The organism is Mesorhizobium sp. M7A.F.Ca.MR.176.00.0.0 (genome assembly GCF_004023165.1).
GTDB lineage: Bacteria > Pseudomonadota > Alphaproteobacteria > Rhizobiales > Rhizobiaceae > Mesorhizobium.
In genome coordinates, this window is the sequence record NZ_RZTC01000017.1 from 61,383 (window position 1) to 69,728 (window position 8,346).

The 8,346-nt window shown below is 61.1% G+C and carries 9 protein-coding genes; 1 reads left to right on the top strand and 8 read right to left on the bottom strand.

Annotated elements, in window-relative coordinates:
* Positions 1-2: 2 nt before the first annotated feature.
* The 6 genes from EOB59_RS08605 to EOB59_RS08630 are packed head-to-tail and all read right to left on the bottom strand — an operon-like array spanning position 3 to position 5,306.
* The gene (locus EOB59_RS08605) at positions 3-935 is read right to left on the bottom strand and encodes a beta-xylosidase (protein ID WP_127269611.1); all 933 of its coding nucleotides are present in this window, start codon (positions 933-935) and stop codon (positions 3-5) included.
* Positions 928-1,689 carry a TIGR04290 family methyltransferase gene (locus EOB59_RS08610; protein ID WP_128288163.1) on the bottom strand — a complete coding sequence of 254 codons (762 nt, stop codon included), beginning with the start codon at positions 1,687-1,689 and terminating at the stop codon, positions 928-930. The genes EOB59_RS08605 and EOB59_RS08610 overlap by 8 nt, the downstream gene beginning before the upstream one ends.
* Before the next feature lie 2 nt (positions 1,690-1,691).
* Complete coding sequence (locus EOB59_RS08615; RefSeq protein ID WP_128288164.1) at positions 1,692-2,495, bottom strand: sugar phosphate nucleotidyltransferase; 804 nt, start codon at positions 2,493-2,495, stop codon at positions 1,692-1,694.
* The gene (locus tag EOB59_RS08620; RefSeq protein ID WP_128288165.1) at positions 2,495-3,595 is read right to left on the bottom strand and encodes a glycosyltransferase; all 1,101 of its coding nucleotides are present in this window, start codon (positions 3,593-3,595) and stop codon (positions 2,495-2,497) included. Before EOB59_RS08620 ends, EOB59_RS08615 begins: the two co-directional genes overlap by 1 nt.
* A 14-nt stretch (positions 3,596-3,609) precedes the next feature.
* On the bottom strand, positions 3,610-4,206 hold the full coding sequence (locus EOB59_RS08625) for a histidine phosphatase family protein (protein WP_128288166.1): 597 nt from the start codon (positions 4,204-4,206) through the stop codon (positions 3,610-3,612).
* Entirely contained in the window at positions 4,203-5,306 is a 1,104-nt protein-coding gene (locus EOB59_RS08630) for an inositol-3-phosphate synthase (RefSeq protein ID WP_128288167.1), read from the bottom strand. The genes EOB59_RS08625 and EOB59_RS08630 overlap by 4 nt, the downstream gene beginning before the upstream one ends.
* A 155-nt stretch (positions 5,307-5,461) precedes the next feature.
* Between EOB59_RS08630 and EOB59_RS08635 the strand changes: the two genes are divergently transcribed.
* Entirely contained in the window at positions 5,462-7,204 is a 1,743-nt protein-coding gene (locus EOB59_RS08635; protein WP_128288168.1) for a hypothetical protein, read from the top strand.
* Between the two features lie 9 nt (positions 7,205-7,213).
* On the opposite strand, the gene EOB59_RS08640 is transcribed toward EOB59_RS08635, so the two are convergent.
* Both EOB59_RS08640 and EOB59_RS08645 read right to left on the bottom strand, forming a co-directional pair.
* Entirely contained in the window at positions 7,214-7,399 is a 186-nt protein-coding gene (locus tag EOB59_RS08640) for a hypothetical protein (RefSeq protein WP_032900517.1), read from the bottom strand.
* A gap of 94 nt (positions 7,400-7,493) precedes the next feature.
* The coding region (locus EOB59_RS08645) for an NAD-dependent epimerase/dehydratase family protein (RefSeq protein WP_245486570.1) at positions 7,494-8,346 on the bottom strand (853 nt) is incomplete at its 5' end.

Sequence of the window (8,346 nt, forward strand, 5' to 3'; positions counted from 1 at the left end):
TTTCACGCGGCCGAGGCCCGCTGCGTGGGGAGCGAGGCGGATGTCATGCCAGGCGCATAGCGGCGGATCATGGTTGAACAGAATTCAGCGAACTCCTCCGGCACCAGGGGCGGGCTGGTGTGGTGGGGCATCATTCCGCGGTGCTGGGGTGTGAAGCAGAAGGTGACCGTCACATCGAAATCGGCGAGTGCTTCCATCTGCCGGTCGAACCAGTCCAGCGCATTCGGCCGAAAACTGTCCGCCCAGGAAAGCCCGGTACGCATATTGGTGACACCCAGCCGCTTCATCCAGGCGACGGCATCGTCCAGCCGCGGGTCTTCGAAATGAAACCACTGCACCAGGCCCATTGCGGGTGTATGGCGCAGGAATTCCTCCAGCGCGGGCTTTGGCGTGCCGTCCTGGCGCAGCAGCCCCATATGAAAATGACGATAGTAAGAGGAGCCCTCGGCTTCGCGGTGACGCGTCGTTGCTTCCCATTCACGCGGAAGATCGTAGAGGCTGTACCACTGGATGCGTGGCGCATTGCCGAGCAGCAATTCAGCTGTGCGCTTGAGCCCCCAGACTTGGATTTCCTCGGCGCCGAAGGTCGATACGCCGACTTCGCTGACCCAGATGGGAAGATCGGTGACGGTCGCGATCTCGCCGATCTTCTGCGGCCATTCCTGGATCTGCCACAGATTCCAGTCGAGGGGAAAGCCGTGCACGGCGACGGCATCGACATGATCCAGCACGCCGAATTCCTTCATGCGGGTGATGAACCCCGGATCTATTGGCGAGATGCCACCGAGCACTTTGGTCAAAGCCGGGTTTTCAGATGCGATTGCGTCCGCCGCCAGGATTGCCATCCCGGCGAAGCGGCTCCAATCGGGGTCGAGCTCGGGATCCCAATGCGATTTGTTGTTGGGCTCGTTCCAGATCATCGCGGCTTCAATCATGGCGCTGTCCTTTCGAGGGGTAGACGGGACCCCCACTGGCCGCGTCGCCGGCGGCGCGGCAGAAATAGACCTCCTGTTCGGGGTGCAGAACGATCTCGAAACCGGCGCTGCGCAGCATCGCTTCGGTGCAGGCGCGGTTGGGTATCCACCAGTTGGTCGGGTCATCGGCATAGCGGTGCTCGATGAAATGGAGCTTGGGAAATTCCGGCCGGTCGAACAGGTCATGCGTCCAGAAATGATAGTTCTCTTCCATCTCGGGCAGATCTGTGCTGCCGCGCTGCATGGACTGGAAGATCATCAGGTCACCGGCGACATGCTCACGGATAAGGTCGAGCGCGAGCAAGGGGTGGCGCAAGTGATAAAGCACCCCCATGAACAGCACGACATCGAATGTTTCGCGCAGGGCGCCGACGTCGTAGACAGAAAGTTTCTGGAATTCGATCTCGCAATCGGCGATCTCGGCGGCAAAGCGGGCCTGCGCCAGATAGGCCTCATCGAAATCGATGCCGAGGACACGGGCAGCACCTCGCCGTTTCATCTCGATGGAATAGAAACCGGCATTGCAACCAATATCCAACACCGTCTTGCCTGTCAGATCGGCGGGAATGGCCTCGGCGAATTTGCGCCATTTGATCAGCGGATAATTGCCGAGAAAATGGTTGGGAGCGGTTTCGACACCCGCCAGTTCCATGTTGTGGAACCATGGGCCGAGAGCATCGATACGGCGGCGGATTTCGGCATGGGAATGCAGCATGATCAGGCTCCTTCGCCGGGAACGACAGGCACATGCGAACGGGCACCTGGCATAATCGTGGCGGGTTGGTGATGGACGGGTGCGGCGCCGTCCTCGAGCAGCCGCAGAGCCGTGCGATAGCCATTGAATGTGCCGACATCGACATAGGCGGACCCAGCCTTGACGCCGGAGGCTTGACCTCCGGCCGCAAGGTAGGCGTTGACCAACGTGCCGATATATTCGTCACGGCATTCCCGTTCACGCCAGAGTGCCGCAAGCTGATGCAGGATCTGGCCCGGCATCTTGAACGCACCCCAAACCCAGTTCGTGGCGGCGTCCTGTTGCTTGACCTGGATTTCGATCACGCGCTCGTGGTCATCGACAACGACGGCGTCGAAGAATTCCGGACGATCCACCGGGAAGAGCAGAAATGAAAGCTGATCGTCAGGCAAATGACAGAAGCCGTCCTCGGGAAACCAGATCGTGTCGGGAAGGCCGACCAGGACGACCTCATCGGACGCGACGAGAGGCGCTGCCCGAAAAATCGCATCGCAAAGTCCAACGGGATTGGGCTGCACCACGAAGAGAGCCGCGGCCTCACCATAGCCGGCAGCGTAATATTCGAGGATGTCGGATTTGCCCGATCCAATGATGAAACAGATCTTGTCGACGCCAGCGTGCACCATCCGCCGCACCAGATACTCGCTCACGGCGCAGGGACGCTCGGTCTGTCCATCGATCCGGCTGCCGACCGGCAGCAGCTCTTTCGAGAAGCCGAGCGGTTGAATGCGGCTGCCGCGCCCGGCAGCGGGCACAATGCCCAACATCAGACTGCTTCCATCATCGGTTCGCCGGGAGATCTTTGAAAGGCGTCGTTTAGAATCTGGTCCAGCTCCGCCGCGCGCCGGCCAGAGGTGTGTTCGTCGAGAACCCGTTGGCGCGCACGGGTTTTGATAGCATCGAGTTCTCCTGCGGGTAAGGCGAGCGCCGCGACCACGTCATCGGTGTCGTGGGCCAGCAGGATCTCGCTGCCGGGTTCGAAGAAGCTGCTTAGGCCCGGCCATGTGTCGGTTACGATAGGCACTCCACATGCCGCTGCTTCGAACAACCGGCCCGAAGGGCACCAGCCCTTTTGCGCCATCGCCTCGCGGGTCACATTCAGTGTCAGACGAGAGGATGAGAAAAACGCCGGGTGATCGGCCGGCGGAAGGTGCCTGACGAAGAAGATGTTGTCGCTCCACGGGAATTCCTGCGGATATTGTGCGCCGCCGATGATGAAGCGCTGGTCCGGCAAGCGCGCAGCTGGGCGAACCAGCAGATTCTCGACGGCCGCCTGGCGATCGGGCGCGTAGGTTCCGAGATAGGAGAGATCGGCCTTGAACTCGGCCCGCGGCGTAGCCGGCCGGTGTTGATCCGGATCGACATGCCCATAGAGCGGCACCACGTGACGCGCGCCCAGAACCGCCTTCAGCGCGTCGACCGCCGAGCCGCCTGTGTAGCTCAGGACGAGGTCGAAATCGGCAAGACCCTCGGGGCCGAAATAGGGTGGACGCTCACCTTGTTCGATGCGGGCAAGCGTGACCGGAGTGTCCAGATCGTAGAAGACCCGCAGTCCGGGCCCTGCCTGCTGCGCCAGCCGCGAGGCGTCCACGGCATCTGGACAATAAGAGGTGACGATAACGACATCCGATCGTTTGATCGTTTGCTCCGCGACCCGGCGGATATCCTCCCAGTCCGGGTAGAGCACGATGTTGCCGCCGTCCAGATGATCAAGATCGCGCGTTCCGGCATAGTAGGGTGTGTCGCGTTCGAAGAAGGTGATGGACCAGCCGCGCCGGGCGAGGGCTCTGATCAGTCCCCTCCATAAGGTGGCATGGCCGTTACCCCATGAAGACGTGACGGTAAGACCGAAAATGACCATCTGCATCCGGCAAATCCTCGTCAGGCAACTTCGTTCAATCGGATCAGCTTCGCCCCCCAGTCGCCCGACACGATCGTGGTGATCGAGGCGGGATCGATGTCGAAGCGAAAGCAGTCGCCGGCCGGCAAGCCAAGGACTTTGCAGACAGCGGCCTTGATTACATCGGCGTGGCTGACCAGGGCGACACACTGATTCTGATGCTGCTCGTGGGCAGCGTTCATCACCGCGACGACGCGCTGTTGGACATCCAGCATGGTTTCGCCGTTTGGTGTCCTGGCCTCCTGCCGCTGGTCGTTCCACGCTCGCCAGCCGGCGTTGCCGCTCAACTCATCGAAGGTCTTTCCCGACCAGTCGCCGAAGTCGATCTCGTCGAGTTCGGCACAGATCGCGATTTCCCCGACGCCGCAGGCGAGCGCGATTGGCAGGGCCGTCTCTCGGGTCCGCTCGCGCGGGCTGCACAAGATCGCTGCAATCGGCTCCCGGGCCATGCGGCAGCCAAGCTGCGTTGCCTGCGTCTTACCAGCATCCCCGAGGCAAACGCCGTCCATACGGCCTGCCAGATAGGAGCCGACATTGTCGTGTGCCGCATGGCGGATCAGAAAGAAGGTCGTCGTCATTCGGCAGCATCGAGCAAAGGCTCGTCCTTGCCTGCGATAAAAGCGAGCGTGCGCTGCCGCGCTTCGGCGTCGGTGAACTGTTCGGGAGGCGACTTCATGAAATAACTGCAGGGACCGGTCAGCGCTCCGGCCATGCCGCGATCGAGCGCCAGCTTGGCGCAGCGTACCGCATCGATCACCACGCCGGCCGAGTTTGGAGAATCCCAGACTTCCAGCTTGAGCTCGGCATTGAGCGGCACGCCGCCGAAAGTCGTGCCTTCCACCCTTATATAGGCCCACTTGCGATCGGTCAGCCACGGTACGTGGTCGCTGGGCCCAACGTGGATATTGCCTGGCTCCAGGGGAACATCGAACTGGCTGGCCACGGACTGTGTCTTCGAGATTTTCTTCGATTCCAGCCGCTCGCGTTCCAGCATGTTGAGAAAATCGGTGTTGCCGCCGAAATTCAGCTGATAGGTGCGGTCGATGCGTACGCCGCGTTCGCGGAAGAGATTGGCCAGCAGCCGGTGCACGATGGTCGCGCCGACCTGGCTCTTGATATCGTCGCCGACCAGCGGCAGTCCTCGCTGCTCAAAGCGCCGGCGCCATTCCGGGCGTGAGGCGATGAAAACTGGTATGCAATTGACGAAGGCGCAGCCGGCCTCGAGTGCGCATTCGGCATAGAAGCAAGTTGCCTCCTCAGAACCCACCGGCAGGTAGGAAACCAGCACGTCAGCGTTGCTGTCGCGCAGGATCTCGCTGACATTGGCAACCGGCTCCGGAGCTTCTTCAATCTCGTCGCGCAGATATTTGCCGATTCCGTCCAACGTCGGCCCGCGCTCGACGCGAACGCCGGTTGTCAGCGCGTCGGCGAAGCGGAACGTGTTGTTCGGGGCGGCGTAGATCGCTTCCGCGACGTCGCGGCCAACCTTGCTCCTGGCGACATCGAATGCGCAGACAATCTCGATGTCGTCGACATGGTAGCCGCCAAGGTCGGCATGCATCAGCCCAGGGATTGGTTCGTTGCTTTTCGCGTTACGATAAAACGAGAGGCCCTGCACCAGGGAGGATGCGCAGTTGCCGACCCCAACGATACCAACACGAACCTTTTTCGATCCCACGAAACCGCCACCCTATGTTGTTCAAAGGTAAGTTCCTGGCGCCGAACCATCAGCGTGCCGGAATGTTCCTCCGCCCATCGAAAAATTGCGCGAGACTGCATGGATCGAAGCTGCATTCGATGCGTTGCCGCACGGCAACATTGGAAAATCGATCGATGATCGTCTACGGCGACCACAGGCAGACCGAGAGCGCAGAGCAGCTTCGGGAAGCAGCAAACGAAATGGCCGAAAGCCTGGATCGGATGTCTCATGGCGTCCACCGCCATGCTGTATTGGTCGGACTATTCATCAGCGTGTCGGAGCTGGTTCAGGCGCTTGCCGATGTCGATTTCCAAACCAGCGGCATCGACATCTTTTCGCCGCGGCAACAGCAAGGTGCCAGGTTGCTGGTCGGACTTGCGGCAGAGGTGGCGAAGTCGTGGCGAAGCGGTTTCGACGTCGGCGGTGGCATCGATCCGGGACTTCTCAAACTGCTGGCCGGGCTCGACTGCCAAGCCGAGGTTGTGACCGGCTCTGCCGAGGGTTATGCGCACTATGCGCTTTATCCCGAAAGCTATTTGGACGCAGCACAGAAGTCGGGTCTCGGTGCGAACACATGTGTGATCGGCGTCCGCAGCATCGGCCTCGGGCTGGCAGCTATGGTGGCGGCCTCGATTGGTGCGCCGGCACCATTCAGCGTTCGCCCGATCGGCCATCCCTTCCGCAGGTATATCAACGCCGATCCGCAGTCGATCGCCACTTGGATGAACAATCCGTCGGCGCGTTTCGCCGTTGTCGACGAGGGTCCTGGCCTGTCCGGCAGTTCGATGCATGCCGTTATCATGTGGCTGCGTGAACTGGGTATCGATACGGACCGCATTCACCTGTTTCCCAGCCATTCAGGCGGCCCGGGCATCGAAGCGTCGCGGGAGGCTCGGGAGACATGGTCGCGCTGTCCGAAGCATGTGGCGACGGCGTTTGAATGCACCTTCTCCGAAAGCTCGAAAATTCCCACGTTGCGCGATTGGGTGGCCGAGGCGGTCGGCAGGCCGGAATTAGGCCTGACCGAGCTATCTGGCGGCGAGTGGCGGGCCGCCCACTACGCCGACGAAGGGCGCTGGCCGCCGAGCCCTCGCGGTACCGAGCGGCGTAAATTCCTGGCGTCCGCCGGGCGTGACCGCTGGCTCGTCAAATTCGCGGGCCTCGGCGAAACCGGACGGCGCAAGAAACGAACCGCGACGATGTTGCATGAAGCCGAGTTCGGATCGCAGTTTGTCGCGCTTTGCCATGGCTTTCTGGTTGAACGGTGGATTGACGGCACCACGATGGATCAGGCGCCGCTACCCAGGGAAAGACTGATCGCGGAGTTCACAAATTACCTGGCCTGGCGTGCGCTCAATCTTCGAACTTGCGAACCGGGTGCATCATTGCTTGCACTCGCGGAGATGGCTGTTTCCAATACGTCGGAAGCCCTGGGCGAAAAACGCGCGGCAGCCTTGCGCGGTTGGCTCTCGAAACAGGCCCCCGCGAGCGGGCTGCAGCGCGTTGAAATCGATGGAAAGCTCCAACCATGGGAGTTTCTCGTTCGTGCCGACGGCAGGGTGCTCAAGACAGATGCCGTCGACCATTGCCGGGCACACGATTTGATCGGCTGCCAGCCAATAGAGTGGGACATTGCCGGCGCCCGTGTCGAGTACGGGCTATCCGACAGCGATGTGAGGACCCTGGTCCAAGGAATGAAGCGTGCCATCGACAACGGCCACATCGGCTTTTTCGAACCGTGCTATTTGGCATTCCAGCTCGGGCTCTGGAGCACGGCTGCGCAATCCGAAAATGGCCGGGAAAAAGCAAGGCTGGCCGCGACGGCAGACCGATATAGGATGCGACTGATACGGTTCCTGGACGAATGCCTGATATGATCGTTCCGATCAATCCAGCCTTCGCAACATGTCTGCTTCCTGCTCGAGAATAGTGGCCACTTCCTCGCGCTGCAGATGCGTCATCATCAAGCTGACGCAGCACTCGAGATAGGTGATCGAGGCGCGCCGCAGATAGGCAGCCGTCTCGCGTTCGGCCATCTGGTCGATATCCCTCGCGGGTCGCTTGGGTTGCATGAGGATGATCCTCCGTATCGGGTCCTCCCGCCAAACCACAAGCTTGGGCGGATGTTCCGCGCGATCTCGGGAAAGATTCGGCGGCCGTCTCGCATCACGCCGGAAGGTTCTGCAGCCCGCCGGATGCCGGCCTCGCTCTTTTGGCAAAGCCTGTCATCTGATCGCCGATGCGACTGCCTTCGAGCGCCGCGAAATAATCGATCGTCAGCTTGAGCCCTTCGTTGAGGGGCACCTTCGGTGTCCAGCCGAGCAGCGCTTTTGCACGCGAAATATCGGGCTGCCTGCGCCGAGGATCGTCTTGCGGCAGCGGCAGAAATCTCAAATCCGATTTGGTGCCGGTCATCGCCTTCACCAGCGCCGCCAGTCGCACGATGGTGAATTCTCCGGGATTGCCCAGATTGACCGGCTTGCCCGGATTGGGGTCGATGTCCATCAGTCGCCTCAATCCATCGATCTGATCGGAGACATAGCAGAAGGACCGCGTTTGCAAGCCGTCGCCGAAGATCGTCAGAGGACGTTTTTCTAACGCCTGCATGATCAGGTTTGAGACGATGCGGCCATCCGCCGGATCCATTCTCGGACCGTAGGTGTTGAAGATGCGCGCGACGCGCACGTCGGCTTTGCCGGCTCTAAGATAGTCGAAGCAAAGCGTTTCGGCAGTGCGCTTGCCCTCGTCGTAGCAGGCGCGCGGGCCTGTGCAGTTCACATGGCCAACATAGTCCTCCCTCTGGGGATGTTGCTCCGGATCGCCATACACTTCGCTCGTCGAGGCCTGTAGCAGCCGCGCGTCATATCGGACAGCGAGTTCGAGCAGGTTGAGCGTGCCGATCACGCAGGTTCGCGTGGTGTGTATCGGGTCGGCCTGGTAACGCGGCGGCGAGGCAGCGCATGCCAGGTTGTAGATGCGATCCACGGGCTCGCCGAGATCCAATGGCCGGCAGATGTCC